This window comes from Streptomyces sp. SCA2-17 (assembly GCF_044336695.1).
This window is the reverse complement of sequence record NZ_CP117521.1, coordinates 616,467-641,445: the sequence shown is the minus strand read 5'-3', so window position 1 is coordinate 641,445 and position 24,979 is coordinate 616,467. Positions and strand designations below refer to the sequence as shown.

At 75.2% G+C, this 24,979-nt stretch carries 17 protein-coding genes; 10 read left to right on the top strand and 7 right to left on the bottom strand.

Features of this window, described 5'->3' with window-relative positions; all coding sequences use genetic code 11:
• Positions 1 to 24: 24 nt before the first annotated feature.
• The 3 genes from PS271_RS02755 (at position 25) to PS271_RS02745 (ending at position 7,326) form a co-directional block, all read left to right on the top strand.
• Positions 25 to 1,548 (top strand): hypothetical protein, encoded by a 1,524-nt coding sequence (locus PS271_RS02755; protein WP_398379763.1) that lies wholly within the window; start codon positions 25 to 27, stop codon positions 1,546 to 1,548.
• Between the two features lie 72 nt (positions 1,549 to 1,620).
• On the top strand, positions 1,621 to 2,547 hold the full coding sequence (locus PS271_RS02750; protein WP_398379761.1) for a hypothetical protein: 927 nt from the start codon (positions 1,621 to 1,623) through the stop codon (positions 2,545 to 2,547).
• 30 nt (positions 2,548 to 2,577) lie between these two features.
• Positions 2,578 to 7,326: a hypothetical protein gene (locus tag PS271_RS02745; RefSeq protein WP_398379759.1), complete on the top strand. Its 4,749-nt coding sequence runs from the start codon at positions 2,578 to 2,580 to the stop codon at positions 7,324 to 7,326.
• A gap of 58 nt (positions 7,327 to 7,384) precedes the next feature.
• On the opposite strand, the gene PS271_RS02740 is transcribed toward PS271_RS02745, so the two are convergent.
• The 3 genes from PS271_RS02740 to PS271_RS02730 form a co-directional block, all read right to left on the bottom strand.
• Positions 7,385 to 7,975, bottom strand: coding sequence for a hypothetical protein (locus tag PS271_RS02740; protein WP_398379757.1), 591 nt, complete (start codon positions 7,973 to 7,975; stop codon positions 7,385 to 7,387).
• A 12-nt stretch (positions 7,976 to 7,987) separates the two neighbouring features.
• A complete protein-coding gene (locus PS271_RS02735; RefSeq protein ID WP_398379755.1) occupies positions 7,988 to 9,124 on the bottom strand; it encodes an L-histidine N(alpha)-methyltransferase in 1,137 nt (378 codons plus the stop codon).
• A gap of 84 nt (positions 9,125 to 9,208) precedes the next feature.
• Positions 9,209 to 9,562: a hypothetical protein gene (locus tag PS271_RS02730; protein WP_398379753.1), complete on the bottom strand. Its 354-nt coding sequence runs from the start codon at positions 9,560 to 9,562 to the stop codon at positions 9,209 to 9,211.
• Between the two features lie 261 nt (positions 9,563 to 9,823).
• Between PS271_RS02730 and PS271_RS02725 the strand changes: the two genes are divergently transcribed.
• From PS271_RS02725 to PS271_RS02710, 4 genes are all read left to right on the top strand, one after another.
• Positions 9,824 to 12,331 (top strand): nitrate- and nitrite sensing domain-containing protein, encoded by a 2,508-nt coding sequence (locus PS271_RS02725; protein ID WP_398379751.1) that lies wholly within the window; start codon positions 9,824 to 9,826, stop codon positions 12,329 to 12,331.
• Positions 12,328 to 12,783 (top strand): roadblock/LC7 domain-containing protein, encoded by a 456-nt coding sequence (locus PS271_RS02720; RefSeq protein WP_398379749.1) that lies wholly within the window; start codon positions 12,328 to 12,330, stop codon positions 12,781 to 12,783. The genes PS271_RS02725 and PS271_RS02720 overlap by 4 nt, the downstream gene beginning before the upstream one ends.
• Positions 12,780 to 13,202: a DUF742 domain-containing protein gene (locus PS271_RS02715; RefSeq protein WP_398379747.1), complete on the top strand. Its 423-nt coding sequence runs from the start codon at positions 12,780 to 12,782 to the stop codon at positions 13,200 to 13,202. The genes PS271_RS02720 and PS271_RS02715 overlap by 4 nt, the downstream gene beginning before the upstream one ends.
• Before the next feature lie 180 nt (positions 13,203 to 13,382).
• A complete protein-coding gene (locus tag PS271_RS02710; RefSeq protein ID WP_398379745.1) occupies positions 13,383 to 13,982 on the top strand; it encodes a GTP-binding protein in 600 nt (199 codons plus the stop codon).
• On the opposite strand, the gene PS271_RS02705 is transcribed toward PS271_RS02710, so the two are convergent.
• Positions 13,979 to 14,809 carry a M15 family metallopeptidase gene (locus tag PS271_RS02705; RefSeq protein ID WP_398379743.1) on the bottom strand — a complete coding sequence of 277 codons (831 nt, stop codon included), beginning with the start codon at positions 14,807 to 14,809 and terminating at the stop codon, positions 13,979 to 13,981. The two genes, PS271_RS02710 and PS271_RS02705, sit on opposite strands and share 4 nt — an antisense overlap.
• Positions 14,810 to 14,864: 55 nt before the next feature.
• Positions 14,865 to 17,231 (bottom strand): glycoside hydrolase family 31 protein, encoded by a 2,367-nt coding sequence (locus tag PS271_RS02700; RefSeq protein WP_398379741.1) that lies wholly within the window; start codon positions 17,229 to 17,231, stop codon positions 14,865 to 14,867.
• A gap of 249 nt (positions 17,232 to 17,480) precedes the next feature.
• Here PS271_RS02700 and PS271_RS02695 point away from each other — a divergent pair, with 249 nt between their 5' ends.
• Positions 17,481 to 19,499, top strand: coding sequence for an acetoacetate--CoA ligase (locus tag PS271_RS02695; protein WP_398379739.1), 2,019 nt, complete (start codon positions 17,481 to 17,483; stop codon positions 19,497 to 19,499).
• Here the strand turns inward: PS271_RS02695 and PS271_RS02690 are convergent.
• Positions 19,483 to 20,805: an aminotransferase class I/II-fold pyridoxal phosphate-dependent enzyme gene (locus PS271_RS02690; protein ID WP_398379737.1), complete on the bottom strand. Its 1,323-nt coding sequence runs from the start codon at positions 20,803 to 20,805 to the stop codon at positions 19,483 to 19,485. The two genes, PS271_RS02695 and PS271_RS02690, sit on opposite strands and share 17 nt — an antisense overlap.
• Positions 20,806 to 20,854: 49 nt before the next feature.
• Here PS271_RS02690 and PS271_RS02685 point away from each other — a divergent pair, with 49 nt between their 5' ends.
• Both PS271_RS02685 and PS271_RS02680 read left to right on the top strand, forming a co-directional pair.
• Positions 20,855 to 22,141: an MFS transporter gene (locus PS271_RS02685; protein WP_398379734.1), complete on the top strand. Its 1,287-nt coding sequence runs from the start codon at positions 20,855 to 20,857 to the stop codon at positions 22,139 to 22,141.
• A 177-nt stretch (positions 22,142 to 22,318) separates the two neighbouring features.
• Positions 22,319 to 23,182 (top strand): DUF8829 domain-containing protein, encoded by an 864-nt coding sequence (locus PS271_RS02680; protein WP_398379732.1) that lies wholly within the window; start codon positions 22,319 to 22,321, stop codon positions 23,180 to 23,182.
• Between the two features lie 125 nt (positions 23,183 to 23,307).
• Here the strand turns inward: PS271_RS02680 and ptsP are convergent, their stop codons facing one another.
• Positions 23,308 to 24,978: a phosphoenolpyruvate--protein phosphotransferase gene (gene ptsP / locus PS271_RS02675; RefSeq protein ID WP_120758145.1), complete on the bottom strand. Its 1,671-nt coding sequence runs from the start codon at positions 24,976 to 24,978 to the stop codon at positions 23,308 to 23,310.
• Position 24,979: the final 1 nt, after the last annotated feature.

Genomic DNA, 24,979 nt, shown 5'->3' with positions numbered 1-24,979 from the left:
GTGTGACCGCCTACTCTGTGCGACGTGACTTCTCCAGCCCCGGCGGCCGCTCCGCCCCAGCTCAACGGGCCGTCGCGGCCGGCCCCGGGCCCGGCCGCCGACGAGGGCCTGGCCCGCCGCCTGCGCGCGCTCGCCTGCACGGCGCCGCTGCACGACCTGGACGCGCGCAAGGCCAACCTCGCGGGCGAGTACGGCGTCTACGCCATGGCGGAGGTGGCGCTCGCCGCCATCGACCTGGTCACGCTCAACATGGACTTCGACACCGGCGCCGACCATGAGCAGATAGTGGCCCGGCTGCAGCCGCGCGTCGCCGCCCAGGCGCCGGAGCGGCCGCAGGCCGAGCACGAGCGGGTGGCCCGCTGGGTCCTGGAGAACCTCATCAACGTCGGCAGCGTCGACCGCGGCTTCCGCGCCGTCTACGGCACCTTCGGGGCCGACGGGGTCTACGTCCGGCGCGACTACGACTTCAAGCTCGTCGAAGAGGTGCCCGGCCCCGGCGGCACGGTCTTCCTGCGCACCACCGACGAAGCCGTCAACGTCCTCGTCGGCGCCCTCGACACCGACGTCACCAGCGCGCAGATCGCCGCCGAGGTGAAGCTGGAGGTCCTCATCAGCCGGGGCCGGCTCGCCGACGCCCAGCTCGCCGCGGAGCAGGCCCGCTACCGCACCGTGCAGTACGCCGAGACCCTCCGCAAGACCCTCGACGCCACCCGGCGCAACGTCCGCGCCGTCGACTGGCTGCAGGCCGTCCCCGACATGATCGCCGAAGCGCTCGACCACGTCGCCGACCGCTACCGCCACGAGAACGCGATCCTCACCAACATCCGCAAGGCGCGCGACGAAGCCGAGGGCGCCGAGCACAAGCGGCGCGCCGCCGAGCTCGTCGACATCGTCAAGGACTGCATCCGCCGCCACACGCAGCTCCAGTCCCGGCTCCTGGAGGCCGGGCCCCTCTTCCGCGCCGAGCAGGACCGCCAGGCGTTCGCCGTCTCCACCGGCCGGGCCGGCCTCGACCTCTACGGACAGCTCCTCGCCCCCGTCCTGCCCCTGCCGCTCGAACAGGCCGGGCGCGTCACCGACGCCTTCTTCGCCCGCGGCACGGGGCTGCGCACGCCCGTCTCCGTGCGCGTCGGCGACCTCGTCGACATACTCCTGAGCCCCCCCGCCGAGCGGGAGCATCTCGGCGCGGAGATGCCCGAGCCGGACCTCATCGCCACGCCCGACGACAGCCGCTTCAGCGAGGAGCAGCTCGCGAGCGCCATGGAGCTGCTCACCCTGCCGCCCGACGCGCCGCGCCGCCTCTCCGGGCTCCTCGCCGACGCCCGCCGCCGCGACCCCGAACTGCCCTACCTCGTCGCCCTCCTCGCCGTCCACGCCGCGAGCCCCGCGGTCGGCACGGCCTACCGCCAGGGCGAGCAGTCCCTCCTCTTCGCCGTCGACGACGGCACGGTCCTCGACGACCCCGAATTCGGCGGCGCCGACCTCATCGTCGGCACGGCCCTCCTCGACGCGGCGGGCATGGCGGCCGACCGCCAGGAGGCGACGTGACGGGCCGGACGGCCGCCCCGCCCGGCGGTGCCGCACCCACCACCAGACCGACATCCGCAGGAGTACGAACCCGTGACTGAGTACGACGCCGAAGCCCCGGCGGAGCCGGACGTCGCCGGCGAGGCCGACGCGCCCGGCAAGGGCACCGGCACCGGTGCGGTGACCCCCGCGGACGCGGCCGACGCGGCGCGGCTCATCGCCTTCGGGCTGCAGCCCAAGCTCGCGCCCGCGCGGGACGCCGAGTACACCGAGCTGCTGCGCCGCCACCGCGACGACCCCGCGTTCGCCCGCCTCGCGGACGCCGTCGCGGCCGGCCTCGGCCTGATCGTCCTGGAGGTGTCCACCCGCGCCGGCATGGCCGTGACCGCCGCGGAGGACTCCGTCTTCGCCGTGCGCATGGGCGACTACGCCCGCCGCGCCACCGTCGACTCCGGCGACCGCTTCCTGCACGGCCTCGCCCACCTCGCGGTCGCCGCCCTGGCCTTCCCCCGCCCGGAGGACCTCGCCGACGACGGCTACATCGGCCGGATCACCGTCAACGGCGTCGACGCCTTCGTCCGGCAGGCCTGCCGCCGCCTGGAGGAGCGCTCCGCCGCCCAGGGCGAGAACACCGACCCGACGACGGACGCCCCCGGCCTGGAGGCCGCCTGGCGGGTCTACGCGCGCCGCAGCGCGACGGGCGCCACCAAGGACGCCCGCCGCCTGGCCGGCTCGACCACGGGCATCATCGCCAAGGCCGTCGCCTTCCTCGTCGACTCCGGCTTCCTCCAGCGCACCGGCGACGACGCCGGCGGCGCGTTCCGCACCACCGCCCGCTACCAGCTCCAGGTCCGCGACATGGCCGGCAGCGCCGCCATGACCGAGCTGCTGGAGCTGGGGGTCGTGCCCGTCGGCGACGGCAGCGCGACGCTCCTGCCGCCGGACGACGCCGACGACCTCGACCTGGTCGCCGACGCCGGCCTGCCGTTCTTCGAGAACCAGCACAGCCAGTCCTCCTGACAACCGTCCCGCCACACACGAGAGTCCGCCATGTACGAGCTGTCCCGGGTCCGCCTCTACTCCATCGGGCCCGCCGGTGCGCGTTACGCCGACACCGTGCTGGACCTGCGGGGAGTGGGCGCGCCCGTGCCCACCCCCGCGCCCGCGCAGGCGGAGTTCTTCGAGGAGGAGCCGGTGGGGCCGCCGCGCCGCCCCGCCCCGGCCGGCGTGCTCTTCCTGGAGAACGGCGGCGGCAAGTCCGTCCTCCTCAAGCTCATCTTCTCGGTCATGCTGCCGGGCCACCGCAACACCCTGGGCGGCGCCAGCTCGGGCGTGCTCCGCAAGTTCCTGCTGGCCGACGACTGCGGGCACGTCGCCCTGGAGTGGCAGCACGTCCTGACGGGCGAGACCATCGTCGTCGGCAAGGTCAGCGAGTGGCGCGGCCGCCAGGTCTCCAACGACCCGCGGAAGTTCGCCGAGGCCTGGTACTCGTTCCGGCCCGGCCCGGGCATGAGCCTGGACGCCCTGCCCGTGGCCGAGTCCAGCGCCATGCGCGCCGCCGCCGACGGCACCTCCGGCGCACGGGGCCGCCGCCGCACGATGAAGGGCTTCCGCGACGCCCTCACCGAAGCCGGCAAGGCCTACCCCCACCTGGACGTGGTGTGGGAGGAGGTCCACGAGCGCTGGAACGAGCACCTCGGCGAGCTCGGCCTCGACCCCGAACTCTTCCGCTACCAGCGTGAGATGAACGCCGACGAGGGCGAGGCCGCCGGCCTCTTCGCCGTCAAGAACGACTCCGACTTCACGGACCTGCTGCTGCGCGCGGTCACCGACACCCGCGACACCGACGGCCTCGCCGACCTCGTCCACGGCTTCGCCCACAAGCTGGGCCGCCGCGCCGAGCTCACCGCCGAGCGGGACTTCACCGCCGGCTCCCTCGACCTGCTCTCCCGCATCGCCGACGCCGCCGTCAAGCGCGAGCAGGCCCGCGGCGTGCATACCGGCGCCGAGCGCCGCACCCGCGACCTGGCCCGCCGCCTGTCCGCCCGCGCCTTCGAAGAGCGCGGCCGGACCGCCGAGCTGGCCGAGCAGGTGGCCGCCGCGGCCCACGCCGTGACCGACGCCGACACCGAGCGCGGCCGCAGCTCCCTCGTCGCCGCCGAAATCGCCTACCGGCACGCCTCCCTGGCCCTGGCCGCCGCCGAGAAGGCCGCCGCCGCCCAGCGCCGCGAGCTCAACGACGCCCGCACGCTGCACTCCGCCTGGCAGGCCGCCGAGACCGTCCTGCGCCACCGCGCCGCCGCCGACCGCTCCGCGCGCGTCGCCGCCGCCATCCGCGAGGCCGAGCGCGACGCCGCCCCCGCCCTGGCCGCCCGCGCCGAGGCCGCCACCGAGCTCGTACGGGCCCTCAACACCGCCGCCGCGAACGGCGAGCAGCGCGCCAACGAGGAAGAGGAGCGCTCCGCCGCCCTCCAGGAGGCGAGCGAGGCCGCCCACCGCGACGCGACCGCCGCCGCCACCGAGGCCCAGCGCGCCCGCAGCGAGGCCGGCCACCTGCGCCAGCGCCTGGCCGAGGTCGAGCAGGAGACCGCCGAGGCCGTCCGCGCCGGCTGGATCGACGACACCGGCCCCGACGCCGACCCGGCCCGCGCCGCGCTCGCCGCCAGCGACGCCGAGAAGCCGGCCGTCGCCGCCTACGAGGCCGCGCGCGAGGCCGCCCGCCAGGCAGCCGACCGAGCCAAGGAGACGGCCGCCGCCGAGAGCCGCGCCGAGCTGGCCGCCGCCCGCGCCGCGGACGCCGCCACGGCCGCCGAAGCCGCCCACGACGCCGAGCGGCGCGCCGCCGAGTCCCTCGGCGCCGAGCAGCGCCTGACCGAACTGCTGGGCCTGCCCGAGCCGGCCGCCGCCGGCCAGGTGCCCGGCCCGCGCGCGGGTGACGGCCCGCACGGCGACGGCCAGCCGCCCGCCCCGCGCCGCTCCGCCGAGGGCGACCCGCAGGCCGCGGGCCTGTACTACCCGGGCGCGGTACGCGCGGCCGCCGCCCGCGGCCGCGCGGAGCTGCCGCCCGTGACGGGCCCGCTCACCGCCGAGGAGCTCGACCGCAACGCCGACGCGCTGCGCGAGCTGCTCGACGAGAGCGTCGCCGCCTCCGAGCGGCAGCTGTTCGACCTGCGCACGGCCGCCGCCGACGACTCCCGCATCCTCGGCGCCCTCGGCGACGGCGGCCTGCTGCCGCCCCGCCCCGACGTCCTCGCGGCCGTGGAGTACCTCGGCGAGCACGGCATCCCCGCCCTGCCCGGCTGGCGCTACCTCGCCCAGGCCGTCGACCCTGCCCGGCACGCCGCCGTCCTCGCGGCCCGCCCCGAGCTCGTCGACGGCGTCGTCATCACCGACGCCGACTCCCACGCCCGCGCCCGCGAAGTCCTCGGCACCGCCTCGCTGCTGCCCCGCTCCGCCCTCGCCGTCGGCACCGCAGGCGCCCTGCTCGCCCCCGTACCGGAGACGGAGCAGCAGGACACGGGCGTCTTCCTCGTACCGCCGAACCCCGCCATGCACGACGAGCGCGCGGCCGACGAGGAGCGGCACACCCTGCGCGAGCGGGCCCTCGCCCGCGACGAGGAGATCCGTGCCATAGCGGCCCGCCTCGCCGGCGACCGCACTCTCGCCGCCCGGCTCTCCTCGTGGCGCGCCGGCTGCCCCGCCGGCCGCCTCGCCGAGCTGGCCGCCGAGGCCGCCCGCGCCCGCGCCGCCGCGGACACCGCCCAGGAGGAGCTGACCGGCCTGCGCGCCGCCCGCGCCGAGGCCGAGGAGACCGCCGCCGAGGCCGCCCGCGTGCGCGACGAGCGGCAGGAGACCGCCCAGCGCGCCCGCCGCGTCGCCGACGCCCTCGCCGGGCTCGCCTACCGCCTGCGCGAGCGCGCCAACTGGCAGGCGCAGGCCCGCGAGCTCGCCGAGGAGGCCGCCGAGGCCGAGGAGCGCGCCGCCGAGCTCGTCGACCGCGCCCGCGCCGCCGACGAGGACCGCCGCGCCGCCCAGCGCGCCGCCGACGACGCCCGCCGCACGGCCCGCGCCCTGCGCGCCGAGCGCGCAGAGATCGCCGGCGCCCCCGACGAGGTGCCCGAGGCCGCCGAGCCGCCCACCGCCTCGCTGCCCGCCCTGCGCGAGGCCTACCGCGCCGCCTCCCAGGTCTACGAGAAGGTCGGCGTCGGCGCCGACCTGCGCGCCGAGCAGGCCCGCGCCGAGAGCGACGAGAGCGCCGCCCGCAACGAACTGGACCGGCTCACCAACAAGGTGCGCACCCGCGCCGCCCAGCTCCTGGAGGGCACCGAAGGCGCCGACGGGCCCTCCCGGCAGGCCGCCGCGGCCCGCGCCGAGGAGCTCGTCCAGATGCTGGAGAGCCGCGCCTCCGCGGCCAGCGAGCAGCTGGGCCGGCTGCGCGGCGAGGCCGAGCGCCTCGCCCCGGCCGACGGCGACGCCCACACCGAGCTCCCCGAGGAGCTCGTCCCGGGCGACGCCGACCGCGCCAAGGAGCTCCTGCGCACCGCCACCGGCGAACTCGCCGCCCGCACCGACGCCCTGGAGCGCGCCCGCACCGCCCACAGCGACCTGCTGCGCGCCCACCGTGCCGCCGAGGACGCCGCCACCGGCTTCGACGACACCGCCGCCCTCCTGCGCGACCTGCTGCGCGACAACTCCTCCGAGGAGGAGACCGAGCAGCCCGAGCCGTACACCGGAAGCCTGGAGGAGGCCCGCCAGGCCGCGGCCGAGGCCCGCCGCTCCCTGCGGGGCTGCGCCGGCGACCTGTCGGCCGCCGAGTCCGCCGTCCGCGAGGCGAGCGACGTCCTCGTCCGGCACGCCAACTCCACCCGCTACGAGCAGGTGCGCACCCCCGCCCGCCAGCAGATCCGCGAGCTGCCCGCCGCCGCCCTGCCCGAGCACGCGGCCGCGTGGGCCGAGGCGTTCGCGCCCCGCCTGCGCGTGCTGACCGACGAGCTGGAGCAGCTGGAGCGCAACCGCGACAGCATCGTGGACCGCCTGCGCGGCCTCGTGGAGTCCTCGCTCACCACCCTGCGCTCCGCCCAGCGCCTGTCCCGGCTGCCCGAGGGCCTGGGGGAGTGGTCGGGCCAGGAGTTCCTGCGCATCCGCTTCGACGACCCCGACCAGAGCACGCTCACCGAGCGCCTCGGCGAGGTCATCGACGAGGCGACCCGCTCCGCCGTCAAGAAGAACTCCGACCTGCGCCGCGACGGCATGTCCCTGCTGCTGCGCGGCGTCCAGGCGGCCCTGCTGCCGCGCGGCGTCGCCGTGGAGATCCTCAAGCCCGACGCGGTGCTGCGCGCCGAGCGGGTGCCCGTCCGGCAGATGGGCGACGTGTTCTCCGGCGGCCAGCTGCTGACCGCGGCCATCGCCCTGTACTGCACCATGGCGGCGCTGCGCAGCAACGACCGCGGCCGCGACAAGCAGCGCCACGCGGGCACCCTGTTCCTCGACAACCCCATCGGCCGCGCCAACGCCACGTACCTGCTGGAGCTCCAGCGGGCCGTCGCCGACGCCCTCGGCGTCCAGCTGCTGTACACCACCGGCCTGTTCGACACCACGGCCCTGGCCGAGTTCCCGCTGGTCATCCGGCTGCGCAACGACGCGGACCTGAGGGCGGGCCTGAAGTACATCAGCGTCGAGGAGCACCTGCGCCCGGGCCTGCCCCAGCAGCAGGACCCGGAGGGGGAGCAGGTCCACGGCCAGATCACGGCGACGCGGATGTACCGCCGCCCGGCGGAGGAGGCCCCGGCACAGGCCTGAGCCGGCGGGCGCCGCGGCCTCCGAGGTCGCGGCGCCCGGCCCGCTAGGCCGCAGCCCGCTAGGCCCGCAGCACTTCCTCGATGCTGTCGCGCAGCTGCCGCAGCCGGTCGAGCTGCCCGCCCGGGCGGTGCATGGCCTCGTCGATCGCCAGCAGCTCCTCGGCGGGCACCCGGGAGACGTACGTGCGCAGCTCAGTGAGGTCCAGCCGCCGGTTGAAGTCGTGCACCGCGTCCCGCCAGCGGTGCAGCAGGGAGACCAGCGCGGCGTGCCGGGGATCGGCGAACACCCCCGACACCAGCGCCGCGTCCGTCGCCGACTGCACCAGGCGGGGGTAGACGCGCGCCTTCGGCGCGAAGCGGTCCAGCGGCGCGAAGCCCCCGCCGGTCAGCAGCTCGGTGTTCTTCACCAGCTCGTCGGACAGGGCGCGGCGCACCTGGGCGCGCCGCTCGCGGGCGGCCGCCCGCCGCTCCGCGTACACCCCGGTGATGGCGGCGACGAGCGCGAGCCCGGACGTCGCGGGCTCGAAGCGGCCGTCGCGGCCCTGCGCGACCGTCAGCCACCAGCCGCAGATGCCGAGCGCGAGCAGCAGGCAGGCGATGGTGGCGGCGGCGAAGAACTGCCGGCCGAACCGGCCGAGGAACCCCGTCATGGTGACGTGCCGTCAGTCGAAGGGGTTGGGCCCGTCGGGCCGCACCCCGTCGCCCTTGGCCAGGAGCAGCAGCGTCATCCCGAACGCGGGCCGGTCGAAGGACGTGTGCCCGGCCTCGTGGGTCTCGCCCACCACGGTGACCCGGGCGTCCACCAGCATCTTCTCCAGCCCGGCCCGGGTGTACTTCCGGCTGAGCAGGAGGCGGATGGTGTCCTGGTCGGGGAACGGCACCGTGCTGCGGTCGGGCAGCGTCAGCTCCAGCTCGGCGCCCGTCCGGTTGCGGTAGATCACCTTGACCATCAGGGCCCGGTCGTCCTCGACGAGCCCCTCGCACGTGAGGCTGTTCATGTCGATCTGAAGGTCGGTGTACTGGAGCAGGGCGCTGGTGACGAACTCGCGGAAGCGCGGGCTGTTCTCGTACTCCTGCGCGGCGGCCCGGGCCGCGACCTCGTCCTGCCCGGCCGTACTGGCCACCTCCAGCAGGAAGCGGTCCTGCGGCCGCAGCAGCTTCTCGGCCAGCAGGGACAGCAGACGCGTGTCGCTGTCGAAGTTCGCCAGGGTGTTGCCCAGCAGCGAATACACCACCGGCTCGTCGCCCACCGTGCTGCGGACCAGCGTGCCCAGCCGGTCGAGGTTGGCGGGCATGGAGAAGTCCAGCTGGACGGGGAGCACGTCGGCGGCGGGCACGTGCAGGTGCTGCAACGCCTCGCGCTGGGCGAGGCGCAGCATCTCGGCGCTGACGTCCACGGGCAGATAGCAGCCGCAGCGGCCCCGGCTGTCCAGGGAGCGCAGCAGCGCCTGGTCCTTCTGGCCCGTGCCGGGGCCCAGGCTCACGTAGTGCAGCGGCCCGTCCGGGAGCCGCTCGCTCAGGCCGCGCCAGCGGCGGCTGAAGGAGGCGATGCTCTCGCGCATCACCGGGTAGTACAGGTCGTTGCACGCGTGGGCCCACGCCACCGTCGACTCCAGGCCCCAGTACGAGAAGCCGGAGGTGATCAGCTTCCCCGAGCCCGCGGGGTCCGGGCCGCGCCGCAGTCCGGCCGTCACCTGGGCCAGCTTGCCCGACTGCTCCTCACCGACCAGACACACCGTCCAGCCGGCATCCCGGAGGATCTCCGGAATCCGATGTACCGCCCGGTCCCGCTCCGCCATCCGTACATCCCCCCATGGCCCGTCAGCCCGCCCGTGCCCGGTGTACGCCACCGTCAACTGCCGAACCTACCCGGCAGTTGACGATCAGGGGAAGCCGGGGCGACGGGCCCTTCTGCCCGCACGCGCCGTACTGCTGGGCACGGACACCACTCCGTGCCGCTGCCGCCACACCTGCCGCGTCACCCACACGTCCAGCACCGCCCATGTGGTGGCCACCACACTCGCCAGCACGCACAGCAGCGCCGGCAGCGCCAGCCAGCTCCCGGCCAGCGCGAACAGCGCCGCCACCATGCCCTGCACCAGCGTGAAGGCGGCGAAGAGGACGGCGCGCACCGCGGCCGTCCGCACCGGATCCGGCATCCGGCGCCTGCGGGCGGGCCCCTCCACCCACAGCGCCGGCCGCGCTCGGTACGACGGGACGTCATGATCCCGCTCCACGACGGCTCACCCCCCTCGTCGGCGGACCGCCCCGCCGGCTCCCCTGCCGACGGCCGGCGGTAGCGGCCCGGCTCCCTTCACAAGAGCGAAGGACCGCGCCCGATAGTTCCCATGGGCAAGGAATTACCGCCATACGGGTGGCCGCCTCGGCAGTCTGATCACCGTACTGGTCTTCGAGTCGTGTACCACGCAGTAGTAGGCTCACGCCGCATTGTTGTCGGAACACCACGCCTCCGGAGCGGGGTCGACGTTGGGGAGGCCATGCGCTTTCGCGGGAAGTCCATCCGCCGGAAGATCGTGGCGCTGTTGCTGGTGCCGCTGGTGTCGCTCACCGGCCTGTGGGTCTTCGCCACCGTGATCACCGGCACGGAGGCCGCCCGGCTGCTCGACGCCTCCGGGGCCATCCGCACGGCCGGCCTCCCCGCCGAGGACCTCGTCCGCGCCTTGCAGAAGGAACGCCGCCAGGCCCTCGTCCTGCTCGCCGACCCGCGCCGCGCCGACAACCTCGCCGTCCTGCGCGATCAGCAGGCCGCTACCGACCGGGCGGCCACGGCCTTCCGGGCCGGCGCCGCGAAGGTCCGCGACGACATGAGCCCCGCCACGGACGTCCGCTTCCGGCGCATCGAGAAGGCCCTCGGCGACCTCGGCGGCCTGCGCGGCAAGGTCCGGGACGGCTCCATCAGCCGGCACGGCGCCTTCCAGGCCTACAACGACCTCGTGGAGCCGTACTACGCCTTCCTCGGCAGCCTCGGCGCCTTCGAGGACGCCGAGATGGACAAGCAGGCCCGCGCCCTCATCGGCGTCGCCCGCGCCCGCGAGGCGCTCTCCCGCGAGGACGCCCTCCTCGCCGCCGCCCTCACCGCCGGCACCATGAGCCGCCAGGACCTGCGGGCCGTCTCCGACCGCGTCGCCGAGCGGCAGATCCTCTACAGCACCAACCTCGCCGTCCTGCCCGCCGCCGACCAGAAGATCTTCGAGGAGTACTGGCGCGGCACCGCGCCGCACACGCTGCGCGCCGCCGAGGACACCGCGATCCTCGCCGGCTACGCCCGCGCCCCGCGCACCATCGACCCGCAGAGCTGGGAGAAGGCCGCGGGCGTCGTCCTCGACGAGCTCGCCCGGATGAACACCGAGGCCACCGGCCGCTACGCCGACCGCGTCGAGCCCATCGCCACCCGCGTCCTGGTCAAGGCCGCCGTCGCCGGCGTCCTCGGCGCCGCCGCGCTCGCGTGCTCCCTCGTCATCTCCCTGCGCATCGGCCGCGGCCTCGTGCGCGACCTGCGGCAGCTGCGCAAGGAGGCCCACGAGGTCTCCGGCGTGCGGCTGCCCGCCGTCATGCGCCGCCTGGCCGCCGGCGAGAAGGTCGACCTCGCGGCCGAGGCCCCGCTGCGCGACTTCGGCCCGGACGAGCTCGGCCAGGTCGGCAAGGCCCTCAACACCCTCCAGCGGGCCGCCGTCGAAGCCGCCGTCAAACAGGCCGACATGCGCCGCGGCGTCGCCGACGTCTTCGTCAACCTCGCCCGCCGCAGCCAGGTCCTGCTGCACCGTCAGCTCACCCTCCTCGACGCCATGGAGCGCCGCACCGAGGACACCGAGGAGCTCGCCGACCTCTTCCGCCTCGACCACCTCACCACCCGCATGCGCCGCCACGCGGAGGGCCTGGTCATCCTGTCGGGGGCCGCCCCGGCCCGGCAGTGGCGCAAGCCCGTCCGCCTCATGGACGTCGTCCGCGCCGCCGTCGCCGAGGTCGAGGACTACGAGCGGATCGAGGTGTGGCGCCTGCCGCGGCTGGCCGTCCGCGGCCCCGCCGTCGGCGACCTCACCCACCTCGTCGCCGAACTCCTGGAGAACGCCACGGTGTTCTCCCCGCCGCGCACCGCCGTGCAGGTGCACGGCCAGCGCGTCGCCAACGGCTTCACCCTGGAGATCCACGACCGGGGCCTCGGCATGTCCCCGGACGCCCTGCTGGAGGCCAACCTCCGGCTCGCCGAGACCCCCGAGTTCGAGCTCTCCGACACCGACCGGCTCGGCCTGTTCGTCGTCAGCCGCCTCGCGCGCCGCCACGACGTCAAGGTCACGCTCCAGACGTCCCCGTACGGGGGCACCACCGCGATCGTCTTCGTCCCGCTCGACCTGCTCACCGAGGACGGCCCCCGGGCCGGGGACGAGGACACGGGCGAGCAGGCCCTTGCCGGCGGCCGCGGACCGGTGCCGCCCGCGCGCGCCGCCCTCTCCCACGACCGGCCCCCCGTGGCCGCCGGTCCGGCAGGGGGCGCCCTCGGGGACGAGGACGTGCTCTGCCCGTTCGAGCTGCGGGCGGACGAGGGCGAGGAACACGGCCCGGCGGGCGACGGCCCGCTGCCGCTGCCGCGCCGCAGGCACTCCGGCCGGGACGCCGGTCCCGGCGGGCACCGGGACGGCACGGCCTCGCGCCCAGTCGCCCTGGTCCCGCGCCCGGACGGGCCGGCCTCGCCCCCGGACGGGCCCGGGGACGAGCGGACCCCCACCGGCGGGCTGCCCCGGCGCGTGCGCCAGGCGAGCCTCGCCCCCCAGCTGAGGAAGGATCCGGAGGCCCCCCGCACCCAGGGCGGGACCACCGGCCCGGACCCCGCCGGTCCGGAACCCGAGCGCGACGCCGACGAGGTGCGGGCCAGGATGGCCGCCCTCCAGCGCGGCTGGCAGCGCGCCCGGGAGCACAATGAGGCGGACGCACCCAGCAGATCACCGAGAACAGCACCACGAACCACATCGGAGGGGGACGGTCGATGACCGCACCGAAGGCCGAGAACGCGACAACCACCGCAGCCGGCGCCGGGCCCGCCGCCACGGGCGAGCTCAACTGGCTCCTCGACGAACTCGTCGAGCGCGTCGGCAGCATCCGCAAGGCGCTCGTGCTCTCCGGCGACGGCCTGGCGACCGGCACCTCCAAGGACCTCTCGCGCGAGGACGGCGAGCACCTGGCGGCCGTGGCCTCCGGCTTCCACAGCCTCGCCAAGGGCGTCGGCCGGCACTTCGAGGCGGGCAAGGTCCGCCAGACCGTCGTCGAGCTGGACGAGGCGTTCCTCTTCGTCACCGCCGCCGGCGACGGCAGCTGTCTGGCCGTCCTCGCCGACGCCGACTCCGACATCGGCCAGGTCGCCTACGAGATGACCCTGCTGGTCAAGCGGGTGGGCGCACACCTGGCCACGGCTCCGCGCACCGGCGTGGCCGCCGACGGGTGACCGCCGGCCAGCCCGGGGACGGCCCCGGCGACGGGGACGTGCGCTGGTACGACGACGCGGCGGGCCCGGTGGTCCGCCCGTACGCCATGACCCGCGGGCGCACCCGGATCGCGGACGGGGCCGGCCTCGACCTCATCGCGGTCGTCGTCGCCGAGGACCCGGCCGGGCGGCCCGCCGCCGCCCTCGCCGACCAGATGCTGTCCCCGGAACACCTCGACATCGTGGACCTCACGGAGGGCCTGCCGCGCTCCGTCGCGGAGCTGGCCGCCGGGCTCGACCTGCCGGTCGGCGTGGTGCGGGTGCTCGTCGGCGACCTCGTGCACGCCGGCCTGGTACGGGTCACCCGCCCGGTCCCGCCGGCCGAACTGCCCGACGAAAGCATTCTGCGCGAGGTGATCGACGGCCTGCGGGCCCTGTGAACCGGCCCGCGGGCCCGCCGGACCGAGCCGGCCGGGCCCCTGGAGAGACCTGACGGGGCTCCCGGCCGAGCTGACGGGCCATCTGCCGAGACTTGTCGTGGCCATGGTCTTTACGGAACGATCACCTTCCACCGGGGGCGCCGGCCCCCGCGGGCACCCACGACCGGAGGACGAACAACCATGAGGCTCCTGCGCGCAGACCGCGGCCGCACGCGCCCCGCGCCGGCCCCGGTGGCCCTCAAACTCCTGGTCGCCGGCGGCTTCGGCGTCGGCAAGACCACCCTCGTCGGAGCGGTCAGCGAGATCCGGCCGCTGCACACCGAGGAACTGCTCACCGAGGCGGGCCGGCCGGTCGACGACACCGCCGGCGTCGAGGGCAAGCGCACCACCACCGTCGCCATGGACTTCGGCCGCATCACCCTCCGCGAGGACCTGGTCCTCTACCTCTTCGGCACCCCCGGCCAGGACCGCTTCTGGTTCCTGTGGGACGAGCTGGCCCGCGGCGCCCTGGGCGCCGTCGTCCTCGCCGACACCCGCCGGCTCCAGGACTGCTTCGCCGCCGTCGACTACTTCGAGCGCCGCGGCATCCCCTTCACCCTCGCCGTCAACTGCTTCGACGGCGCCGACCGCTACCCCGAGGAGGACGTGCGCGCCGCCCTCGACCTGGACCCCGGGGTGCCGGTGATCCTCTGCGACGCGCGGGAGAAGGAATCAGTGAAGGGAGTGCTGGTGTCGGTGGTGGAACAGCGCTTCGCCGAACTCGCCCACCGCGCCGGCTAGGGCGCCCCGATCCCGTACGGACGGCGCAGGACGGGAAAGTCGAAGTACGTGTCCGGGAACGGCTCCGGCTTGAGCGTGAAGTGCCACCACTCCTCCGGCAGGTTCACGAACCCGACGCCCTCCAGGGAGGACTTCAGCAGCAGGCGGTTCGCCCGCTGCACGCCCGTGATCCGCGGGTCCAGCGTGTGCGCGAGGGTGTCGAAGCAGTCGAAGCCCGTCCCCATGTCGACCGAGTTGTCCGGGAAGCGCTGCTGCCGCGGCGCGTAGCACGGCACGAGCGGCTCACCCGGCACGTACGGCCGCGTCGGCCGGACCGGCAGCCTCACCAGCGTCACGTCCATCGTGCTGCCCCGGCTGTGCCCCGACTTCTCCGCGATGTACCCGTCCGCGAACAGCCGCGTCTTGTCCACGCGCGGATAGAACTCCGCCTTCATCCGCGTGTCCGCGAGGTCCTTCGCCCACTCCACGAAGTCGTTCACGGCCCGCTGCGGCCGGTAGCAGTCGTACACCTTCAGCGAATAACCCCGGCGCAGCAGCGAGAGCTGCGCCCGGTGCAGGGCCTCGGCGGCCTCCCGCGTCAGGACGCACAGGGGCCGCCGGTAACCGTCGACGCGGTGGCCCGTGAAGTTGTGGACGGTGACGTACCGCATCTCTTGCAGGATCGTCGGGTCCACGTCGGCGAGGGCGACGAACCCGCGCGGCGGGCGCGGCTCGTGCGCAGCGGCCGCCTGCGCCGGAGGCGACAACGGAAAGGTCAGCAGGGCCAGGAGAGCCGCTATGAGCAGGGTGACGGCCCGCAGGGCGGCAGAGAACCGGGTTCTGTCCATGACGACCAGATAGCAGGGGGACAGGTGCCCGGGGAAGAGCGCCCGCCCCCTCACTTCACCCCGCGCCCTCACCCCGCACCCGTACGGGATACCCCACCGCCTGGGCACCCTCCTGCTCCACCACGACCGTTCCGTCCCGCAGACACGTCGAGAACCGCACCACCTCCGGCGCCTCCCACCCGTCCCCCGCGTCGGGCACCAGAACACCGCCGCCCGTACGGCCCGGGGCCGGAGCCCACACCTCCAGTTCCACCGGACCCGCGGCCTCCCGCTGCACCGGGATCACCGACCCCGCCCGCGCCAGCACCGGGATCCGCGACAGCGGCGCGTCCAGCAGCACCTGCCCCGGCCCCTCGTACGCCCGGTCCGTCGCCGTGTCGTACCACCGACCGCGCGGCAGCCGCACCGCCCGCCGGTCCGCCCCCTGCTCCAGCACCGGCGCCACCAGCAGCGCGTCGCCCAGCAGGAACGCGTCCTCGCAGTCCCGCAGCGCCCGGTCCTCCGGCGAACGCCACCACACCGGGCGCACGTACGGCGCCCCGGTGCGCTGCGCCAGGTGCGCCAGCGTCACGAAGTACGGCAGCAGCCGTGTGCGCTCCCGCAGCGCCGCCGCCGTGTGCTCCAGCGCCTGCCCGCCGAACTCCCACGGCTCCCGCCGCCCCGCCGTGATCGCCGAGTGCGTGCGGAACAGCGGCACGTACGCGCCCAGCTGGAACCAGCGCACGAACAGCTCCGGCGACGGGAACCCCGAGAAGCCCCCCACGTCCGGGCCCGAGTACGGCACCCCGCACAGCCCCAGGCCCAGCACCAGCGACAGCGACGCCCGCAGCCCCGGCCAGCCCGTCGCCACGTCGCCCGACCACGTGCCGCCGTAGCGCTGCATGCCCGCCCAGCCCGAGCGCGAGAACAGGAACGGCCGCTCGGCAGGCCGAAGTTCGCACAGCGCCTCGTGCCCCGCCCGCGCCATCGACAGCCCGTACACGTTGTGCGCCTCGCGGTGGTCGCCGCCGCGGCCCTCCAGCGAGTGCCGCGCCGACAGCGGCAGCGACGGATCCCCGAACGCCGCGAACGACACCGGCTCGTTCATGTCGTGCCACATCCCCGAGAAGCCCTGCGCCAGCCGCTCCCCGTACAGCCCGCCCCACCACTTGCGCACCCGAGGGTCCGTGAAGTCCGGGAAGACCGACTCGCCCGGCCACACCTCGCCCCGCACCCGCCGCCCCCGGCCGTCCCGTACGAACGCGTCGGCCGCCGTGCCGCTGTCGAACACCCACTGGCCCGGCTCGGCCTTCACCGCCGGGTCCACGATCGACACCAGCCGCACCCCCTTCTCCCGCAGCTCCGCCGCCAGCCCCGGCAGGTCGGGGAACCGCTCCCGGTCCACCGTGAACACCCGGTGCCCCCGGTAGTGGTCGATGTCCAGGTGCAGCGCCGACAGCGGCAGCCCGCGCTCGGCGTACCCCGCCACCACCCGGCGCACCTCCTGCTCGCTGCCGAAGCCCCAGCGCGCGTGGTGGTGCCCGAGCGCCCACGACGGCGGCACCGCGGCGGCCCCCGTCAGCACCGACCAGCCCTGCAACACCCGCGCCGGAGTCCCCACCAGCACCCAGTAGCGCAGCGGGCCGCCGTCCATGCGCACCTCGCACCGGCCCGGCCGGTCGTGGCCCGAGCCCGCCCCCTCCTCGCCCTCCGCCAGCGTGACCCGCCCGTCCCACGTGTCGTCGTGGAACACCAGGTGCGTCCCCGCGTCCGCCACCACCAGCTGCACCGGCATCGTGATGTACAGCGGATCGTCGCCCGGCTCGAACGCCCCGTCCGGATCGGTGTTCCACAGCCGGTACGTGCCGTCCCGCAGCCGCGGACCGGCCGACCTGCCGCCCAGCCCGAAGAACCGCGCGTCCGCCGGCACCTCCGAGCGGACCGCCCAGCGCGCCCCGCCCTGCTGCCCGCCCGCCGTGTCCGCCGGCTCCCACCAGCGCGGCGGCAGGTCGCGCCGCAGCAGCACACCGCCGGGCGTGCGCACCTCCACCGACCCGTGCCGGCCCACCACGACCAGCACCCGCTCCGACACCACCCGCCAGCCGCCGTCCTTGTCCGGCTCCAGCACCGCCCGCTCGTCCGCCTCCGGGCCCGGCCCGGCCAGCGCGTACGAGGGCTCCGGCCCGGCCCCGTCCCAGCCGCAGAACACCGCGCCGCCCGCCGTCACCCGCACGCGCAGCGACGACCGCGCGAAGTGCACCACCCCGCCGCCCGGCAGGGGATCGGCCCCCTGCGCCGCACCCGGCACCCGGGCCCGCTCCGCACCCGGCCGCGGCAGCCCCGCTCTGTCCGTGCACCGCCGCCGCAGCGCCGACCGCAGGGACCGCATCCCCCGCGCCGTACGGACCGTCCTCAGTAACCGCAGCAGATCACGCGCATCCATGCTGCTCAGCCTGCCACCCGCACGATCGCCGGCGCCCCGCGTTCAGACGGCGTTCACCCACGCAGGGAGGACCTGTGCACACAGGACGCGCCGTGGGGGAGACAGGTGACGGAGAAGGGTGAGGGAGACGTACGCCACCGGCTCTGGTGCAGGAGTCGATCACGTGGCATCGTCCTTGCTCAGCCGCGCCACGTGCTCACCCGGCCGTGCGCGGCACCGCCCACGACGCGCAGGAGCCCGGGAGCAGTCATGACCACCGCACCGCAGCACACCGGCAGTCCGGAGCCCCTCTGGAGCCCCGGCCCGGAACGCATCGCCCGCGCACAGGTCACCCGCTTCCAGCAGTGGGCCGCCGAGCGGCACGGCGCCCCGGCCGCCGTCCCCGGCGACCCCGCCGCGAGCTACGCCGCACTCCACCGCTGGTCCGTCGACGAGCTGGAGACGTTCTGGCAGGCCTTCACCGAGTGGTCCGGCGTCCGCTTCTCCCGCCCCTACGAGCGCGTCCTCGCCGACCCGGCCATGCCCGGCGCGCGCTGGTTCCCCGGCGCCGCCCTCAACTACGCCGAGCACGCCCTGCGCGCCGCCGAGGACCCCGCACGGGCGGACGAACCGGCCCTGCTCGCCGTCGACGAGACCCACGACCCGCGCCCCCTCAGCCGGGCGGAGCTGCGCCGGCAGGTCGGCTCGCTCGCCGCCGAGCTGCGCCGCCTCGGCGTGCGCCCCGGCGACCGCGTCAGCGGCTACCTGCCCAACATCCCGCAGGCCGTCGTCGCCTTCCTCGCCACCGCGGCCGTCGGCGGCGTGTGGACCTCCTGCGCGCCCGACTTCGGCGCCCGCAGCGTCCTCGACCGCTTCCAGCAGGTCGAGCCCGTCGTCCTGTTCACCGTCGACGGCTACCGCTACGGCGGCAAGGAGCACGAGCGCGCCGGCACCGTCGCCGAACTCCGCGCCGGCCTGCCCACGCTGCGCGCCGTCGTCCACATCCCGCTGCTGGGCACCCCGGCTCCCGAGGGCGCCCTGGAGTGGGACGCCCTGGTGGCGGCCGACGTGGAACCCGTCTTCGAGCAGGTCCCCTTCGACCACCCGCTGTGGGTGCTGTACTCCTCGGGCACCACCGGCCTGCCCAAGGCCATCGTCCAGTCCCAGGGCGGCATCCTCGTCGAACACCTCAAGCAGCTCTCCCTGCACTGCGACCTCGGCCCCGGCGACCGCTTCTTCTGGTACACCTCCACTGGCTGGATGATGTGGAACTTCCTCGTCTCCGGCCTCCTCGTGGGCGCGACCGTCGTCCTCTACGACGGCAGCCCCGGCCACCCCGACACCGGCGCCCAGTGGCGCGTCGCCGAACGCACCGGAACCACCCTCTACGGCACCTCCGCCGCGTACGTCATGGCCTGCCGCAAGGCCGGGGTCCACCCCGGCCGGGACTTCGACCTCTCGCGCGTCAAGTGCGTCGCCACGACGGGCTCGCCGCTGCCGCCCGACGGATTCCGCTGGCTCCACGACGAGGTGTCGGAGGACATGTGGATCGCCTCCGTCAGCGGCGGCACGGACGTGTGCAGCTGCTTCGCGGGCGCCGTGCCGACCCTCCCGGTCCACATCGGCGAGCTCCAGGCCCCCTGCCTCGGCACCGGCCTCCAGGCCTGGGACCCGCACGGCAAGCCCGTCACCGACGAGGTCGGCGAGCTGGTCGTCACCACGCCCATGCCGTCGATGCCCATCCGCTTCTGGAACGACCCCGACGGCACGCGCTACCGCGAGAGCTACTTCGAGATGTTCCCCGGCGTCTGGCGGCACGGCGACTGGATCACCCTCACCTCGCGCGGCAGCGTCATCATCCACGGCCGCTCGGACTCCACCCTCAACCGGCAGGGCGTGCGCATGGGCTCCGCCGACATCTACGAGGTCGTCGAACGCCTCCCCGAGATCCGCGAGTCCCTCGTCATCGGCGCCGAACAGCCGGACGGCGGCTACTGGATGCCGCTCTTCGTCCAGCTCGCACCGGGCGCCCGCCTGGACGACGCGCTGCTGGACCGCATCAAGCGCACCATCCGCGAGAACCTCTCGCCGCGCCACGTCCCCGACGAGGTCATCGAGGTCCCGGCGATCCCGCACACCCTCACCGGCAAGCGGATCGAGGTCCCGGTCAAACGCCTCCTCCAGGGCACCCCTCTGGAAAAGGCGGTCAACCCGGGCTCGGTGGACAACGCGGACCTGCTGAAGTTCTACGAGGAACTGGGCCGCAATCGCCCTACCCCCCGTACGTAGCCTGCGCCTCACCCAGCACGGCCGCAAAGTCGGCGGCAAGGCGAACCGCCTCCGCCGGCCGCAGGTCCGCCGTAGTGATCCGCACCCCCGGCGCCGCCCCGGTCCGGAACCGCGCCCCCGCAGCCACCCACCACCCCGCCGACCGCAACCCGCTGACCACGGCCGCCTCGTCCCGTACCGGCACCCACACGTGCAGCCCGCCCCGCCCGTGCGCGGGAATCCCGCGCCGGGCCAGCTCCCCGATCAGCGCCTCGCGCCGCTCGGCGTAGGCGGCGCGGGCCCCCGCGACCAGGGCCAGGGCCGACGGATCGGTCAGCAGCCCGGCCACCGTCTCCTGAAGCAGGTGGCTGACCCAGCCGGACGTCAGCAGCAGCCGCCCGTCGTGCCGCGCCAGCGTCGTCGCGTCGCACGCCACCGCCGCCCAGCGCAGATCGGGCCCCAAGTGCTTGGTGACCGTGCGGACCTGGGCCCAGCGCGGCAGAGCGCCCCCGGCGGTCAGGCTGTGCAGCGGGGCGCCGCAGACCTCCGCGGCGTAGTCGTTCTCGATCACCAGGATCTCCGGCGCCTCCGCGAGCACCGCGGCCAGGGCGTCCCGCCGCCCGGCGGAGAAGCAGCCCCCGTACGGATTCTGTGACCGGGGACTGCAAATGACGGCCCGCACCCCGCCGCGCACCGCGGCCCGCAGCTCCTCCGGCCGCATGCCCTCGTCGTCCACCCCGACCGGCACGACCCGCAGGCCGAGCGCGGGCACGAGGTCCAGCATGTGGTGGTAGCCGGGGTCCTCCATCGCCACCGCGTCACCGGGCCGGAGTTCGGTGGCGAGCAGCCGCGCCACGCAGTCGAGCGCACTGTGCGCGAAGGTCACGTGCGCGGACGGGACGCCGTCGCGCTCGTACCAGGCGCGGGTGATCTCCTCCAGCCGTGCCAGCCGCGGCGCCGCCCGGTGCGAGCGCGCCGCGCCCGCGACCCGTGCGGGCGGCACGGGCTCCGGCAGGAAGGCCGGGTCGGGGTGGCCGCCCGCCAGATCGCGCAGCCCTTCCGGCACCTTCGGCGGGCGGCGGGAGGCGACCGCGGGGGCCTCGGCCACCACCGTGCCGCCGCGCCCGCGCGTGACGACGATGCCCCGGCGGCGCAGCTCCTTGTACGTGGTGGCGACCGTGCCCGGGCTCACGCCGAGCCGCTCGGCGAGCGTGCGCACCGGGGGGAGCGAACTCCCGGGAGTCAGGGCGCCGTCGGCGACGCCGCGCTCGATGGACGCGGCAATCCCCTTGGCGTTCGTACCGGTGATCTCATATTGTGTTGCCACAGATCTGAGTATGTATCAATACAATATCCGGGTCAAGGGGGATCAGCACATGCAGATACCGGGGGGACGCGACGGCCGCCGCATGCTGGCCGTCACCTTCGTCGACAGGATCGGCTCCGGCCTCTGGGGCGCCACCGCCGTCCTGTACTTCACCTACGTCGCAGGCCTCCACACGGCCGAGATCGGCCTGCTGCTCGGCGTCTCCGGCGCCGTCGGCATCGCCGGCCCGCCCCTCGGCGGCCTGCTCGCCGACCGCGTCCCCCTCCGGCCGCTGCTCGCCACCGTCCAGGCCCTCCGCGCCGTCGCCTCCCTCGCCCTCCTCACCACCACGGACTTCAGGCTCCTGCTCGCCATCACCGCCGCCGGAAGCCTCGGCGACCGCGCATCCTCCGTCCTCACCAAGCTCTACGCGACGCGCATCGCCGGCCCCGGCCGCAGCCGCTACCAGGCCGTCAACCGCACCGCCTCCAACCTGGGCTGGGCCGTCGGCGGACTCATCGCGGCCGCGGCCCTCACCACCGGAACGACCGCCGTCTACCGCCGGCTGCTGACCGGCGACGCCCTGTCCTTCGCCGCCATCGCCCTCCTCACCCTGCGCTGCGGCGAACCGCCGTCGCCGGCGCGGGTCGTGGCCACGAGCGGCACCCGTACCGGTGCGGAAGCCGGCAAGGGCACCGGGGAGGCGGCCGGAGCGCAGGTCCGCCCCGCCCCCGGGCGCAACCCTTGGCGCGACCGCCGCTACCTCGCCTACACCGCCACCGAGGCCGTCCTCTTCCTCGACGACTCCGTCTTCCAAGTCGGCCTCGCCCTGTGGGCGGTCACGGCAACGACCCTCCCGCACCAGGCCGTTCTCCTCCTCCTCGTCCTCAACAACGTCCTCGTCGTCTGCTTCCAGGTCCCCTTCGCCCGCTTCGGCACGACCGTGGCGAAGGCCCGGAGCGCACTGTTCCCCCTGGCCGCCGCCTTTCTCGCGGGCGGAGCCGCCCTCGCCGCCTCGGCCACCGGCAACCGCTGGCTCGCCGCAACCGCACTGGCCCTGGCCGCGATCGCCTTCACCGTCGCCGAGATGCTCCACGCCACCGTGTCCTGGGAACTGTCCGTGGCCCTCGCACCGCCCACGGCCCAGGGCGCCTACCTCGGCGTCCACGGCCTCGCCCAAGCCGCCCAGCGCAGCGCCGGCCCCCTGGTCGTGACCGGCGCCGTCGCCGCGGGCCCCCTCGGCTGGCTCGGGCTCGGCACAGGTCTCGCCGTCATGTGCCTCGCCCAGCGCAGGCTCACCCGCGACGATGACGAGACCGCAATGTCAGTGCCTCGCCTTACGGTGAGTGAGCACTGATCACACGCGCTGAGGGGGAGACAGATGGCGCACACGAGCAACGGAAGAGGACGGCCGGCGGACGGAGACCGCACCGGGGGCGGCAGCGGGGCAAGGAAGCGCACCCCGGCCGGGAAACGGCCGCACACCGGGCCCATGCAGCGGGACGGCAGGAAGAGACCGCCCACCGCACGGCGCATGGTGAGCGCCCGGCGCCGGCTGCGCAGCGAAGTCCCCGGCACCGTGGCCGTCCTGGCCGGCGCGGAGGACTTCGCGGCCATGCAGGGCTACGCGAGCTTCACCTTCGACGACCACGCCACGTACATGCGGCAGATGGAAGGCCTGCTGCGCGAGTTCGCCGCCCGGGGCACGCACACGAGCGTCGCCCTCTTCGACCCCGCCGGCTACGAGGAGTTCTGCACCGAGTCCCGCCTCGACCCCGACACCGCGGCCAGCCGCACGCGCTACACCGCGGAGGTCGCCGCCGCCGGCACCAAGGTCACCTACGAGGGCCAGCCCCTCGCCCGCCTGCTGCCCCGCCTCGTCGCCGAAGCGGAACAACAGGCCACCTGGGAGTACGCGTCCGCCCTGCTCACCCGCGGCGGCTGCGACTCTTGCGACTCCTGCGGCGAAGACACCGGGCGCGCCGCCTTCGCCCGGGCCACCGCGCTCCTGCGCCGCATCATCGAAGCGGCCGGCCCCGGCACCCACCACCTCGTCTGCAGCGTCCCGGCCGAAGGGCCGGCCCCGCTCGTCGCCGTCCTCCACACCGAGACCCGCGACGACGGCCTGCTGCACCTCGGCGAGGCGGCCGCCCTCCTCTTCTGCACGGTCCTCGCGGCGGGCATCGCCACGGACCGGCCCGGAGGAGTCGTCCTGCGCAGCACCCTGCCCGGCCGCCGCGACACCGTCCGCGGCTGGAACCTCAAGGACGGCGGCAGGCTCCACCCGCTGACCGAAGCGGAAGTCTTCGCCGCCTACTGCACCGACGCCCGCACCGGCGAACCCGTACCACCGGAGCCGGGCGTCGACTACCGCGCGGGACTGCCCCTGGACGACTGAGACGCCGGGAAAGGAGCTGACAGAGACGGGAAAGGGGCTGGCAAAGAGTGAAGGGCGCCCCGCCGCAGGCGGGACACCCTTCACTTCACAGCACTGCTGCGGCTCACGCCACAGCTGCGGCCGGCCTACTCGCCGGACAGCACCGCCTGCGCGGCCAGCCGGGCCTCCTCCGCGGAGTCCGTCGCACGGGCCGCGGCAGCGGCACGCTCACACTGGGCCAGCGTGTGCTTGGCCAGCGTCGCGCGGACATACGGAATCGACGCCGCGCCCATGGACAGGCTCGTCACGCCCAGACCGGTCAGCACACAGGCCAGCAGCGGGTCGGACGCGGCCTCACCGCACACGCCGCAGCTCTTGCCCTCGGCCTTGGCCGCCTCGGCGGACGCGGCGACGAGGTCGAGCAGCGCCGGCTGCCACGGGTCCTGGAGCCGCGAGACCGCACCGACCTGACGGTCGGCCGCGAACGTGTACTGCGCCAGGTCGTTGGTGCCCAGCGACAGGAACTCGACCTCCTGGAGGATCGAACGGGCGCGCAGCGCGGCGGAGGGGATCTCCACCATCGCACCGAACTTCGCCTGCAGACCCGCCTCGCGGCACGCGTCCGCGAACGCCTTCGCGTCCGTACGGTCCGCCACCATCGGGGCCATGACCTCGAGGTAGACCGGCAGCCCCTCGGCGGCCTTGGCCAGCGCGGTGAGCTGCGTGCGCAGCACCTCCGGGTGGTCGAGCAGGGTCCGCAGACCCCGCACGCCCAGCGCCGGGTTCGGCTCGTCGGCCGGCGTCAGGAAGTCCAGCGGCTTGTCCGCGCCCGCGTCCAGCACCCGCACGACCACACGGCCCTCGGGGAAGGCCTCCAGCACCTTGCGGTACGCCTCGACCTGCTTGGCCTCCGACGGCGCCTTCGCGCTGTCGTCCAGGAACAGGAACTCGGTACGGAACAGGCCCACGCCCTCCGCACCCGCCTCGACCGCGGCCGCCACGTCCGCCGGGCCACCGATGTTCGCCAGCAGCGGCACCTTGTGACCGTCCGACGTCGCACCCGGACCGGACGACGCCGACAGCGCCGCCTTGCGCTCCTCGGCCGTCTTGATCAGCTCGGCGCGCTTCTCCGGGCTCGGGTCGACGAAGATGTCGCCCGTGCTGCCGTCCACGGCCACGACCGTGCCCTCGGCGAGCTCACCCGCGCCCGGCAGCGCCACGACCGCCGGCACCCCGAGCGCCCGCGCCAGGATGGCGCTGTGGCTGGTCGGCCCGCCCTCCTCGGTCACGAAGCCCAGCACCAGCGTCGGGTCCAGCAGCGCCGTGTCGGCGGGAGCCAGGTCCCGGGCGATCAGCACGTAGGGCTCGTCACTGTCCGGCACGCCCGGCATCGGCACGCCCAGCAGGCGCGCGACGATGCGGTTCCGCACGTCGTCCAGGTCGGCCACGCGGCCGGCCAGGTACTCGCCGGCGTTGGCGAGCAGCGCGCGGTAGGCGGCGAAGGCGTCGTACACCGCGCGCTCCGCGGTGCTGCCGACGGTGATGCGCCGTTCGACGTCGGCCATCAGCTCGGGGTCCTGGGCCATCATGGCCTGGGCCTCCAGCACGTGCTGGGCCTCGCCACCGGCCAGGTTGCCGCGCGCGATGAGGTCGGCGGCCACAGCTTCCACGGCCTGGCGGGCGCGGCCCTGCTCGCGCGGCGCCTCGTCCGTCGGAATCTGCTTGGCCGGCGGCTCCAGCACCGCCGTGCCCATGTGCCGGACCTCGCCGATCGCCACACCGTGGCTCACGCCGACGCCTCGCAGCGTTGTCTCCATT

Bases quoted from the DNA above. Each gene is read 5' to 3' on its own strand.
- PS271_RS02745 (WP_398379759.1), top strand. From the start codon at position 2,578: ATGTACGAGCTGTCCCGGGTCCGCCTCTACTCCATCGGGCCCGCCGGT.
- PS271_RS02740 (WP_398379757.1), bottom strand. From the start codon at position 7,975: ATGACGGGGTTCCTCGGCCGGTTCGGCCGGCAGTTCTTCGCCGCCGCC.
- PS271_RS02735 (WP_398379755.1), bottom strand. From the start codon at position 9,124: ATGGCGGAGCGGGACCGGGCGGTACATCGGATTCCGGAGATCCTCCGG.
- PS271_RS02725 (WP_398379751.1), top strand. From the start codon at position 9,824: ATGCGCTTTCGCGGGAAGTCCATCCGCCGGAAGATCGTGGCGCTGTTG.
- PS271_RS02720 (WP_398379749.1), top strand. From the start codon at position 12,328: ATGACCGCACCGAAGGCCGAGAACGCGACAACCACCGCAGCCGGCGCC.
- PS271_RS02710 (WP_398379745.1), top strand. From the start codon at position 13,383: ATGAGGCTCCTGCGCGCAGACCGCGGCCGCACGCGCCCCGCGCCGGCC.
- PS271_RS02705 (WP_398379743.1), bottom strand. From the start codon at position 14,809: ATGGACAGAACCCGGTTCTCTGCCGCCCTGCGGGCCGTCACCCTGCTC.
- PS271_RS02700 (WP_398379741.1), bottom strand. From the start codon at position 17,231: ATGGATGCGCGTGATCTGCTGCGGTTACTGAGGACGGTCCGTACGGCG.
- PS271_RS02695 (WP_398379739.1), top strand. From the start codon at position 17,481: ATGACCACCGCACCGCAGCACACCGGCAGTCCGGAGCCCCTCTGGAGC.
- PS271_RS02685 (WP_398379734.1), top strand. From the start codon at position 20,855: ATGCAGATACCGGGGGGACGCGACGGCCGCCGCATGCTGGCCGTCACC.
- PS271_RS02680 (WP_398379732.1), top strand. From the start codon at position 22,319: ATGGTGAGCGCCCGGCGCCGGCTGCGCAGCGAAGTCCCCGGCACCGTG.
- ptsP (WP_120758145.1), bottom strand. From the start codon at position 24,978: ATGGAGACAACGCTGCGAGGCGTCGGCGTGAGCCACGGTGTGGCGATC.